The sequence below is a fragment of the Streptomyces sp. SP18BB07 genome (assembly GCF_036322545.1).
Classification (GTDB): domain Bacteria; phylum Actinomycetota; class Actinomycetes; order Streptomycetales; family Streptomycetaceae; genus Streptomyces; species Streptomyces deccanensis.
Window position 1 is genome coordinate 1 of the sequence record NZ_JAQYWT010000008.1, and the last position, 304, is coordinate 304.

1 protein-coding gene is annotated in these 304 nt (G+C 74.3%); it reads right to left on the bottom strand.

The genetic code is table 11. The features are described 5' to 3' along the window. Positions 1 to 231 (bottom strand): FG-GAP repeat protein (locus PUR53_RS00030; protein ID WP_329906933.1); only part of this gene is annotated, 231 nt, incomplete at its 3' end. Positions 232 to 304 lie beyond the last annotated feature (73 nt).

A 304-nucleotide genomic window follows, 5' to 3' on the forward strand; every position in this document is an offset into this window, starting at 1 on the left:
CAGCTTCTTGTTCGTGGGGGAGACGCCGCTCTTCGAGCCGTACAGGACGGCCACGTAGCCCGCCTTGGCCTTCCCCGAGATCGTGGCGTTCGGGGCGCCGACGACCAGGTCGGCGTACCCGTCGCCGTTGAAGTCGTCCGACTCGTCGGCGCCGGGGACGCCGGCGCTCGCCTGGTCGATGAACTGGGTCTTCGTGCCGGGGCCGCCGGCCGCCGTACCGAAGGTGACCAGAACGCCGCCACCGTCGCTGTAGAAGAGCTGGGGGGGGGGGGGGGGGGGGGGGGGGGGGGGGGGGGGGGGGGGG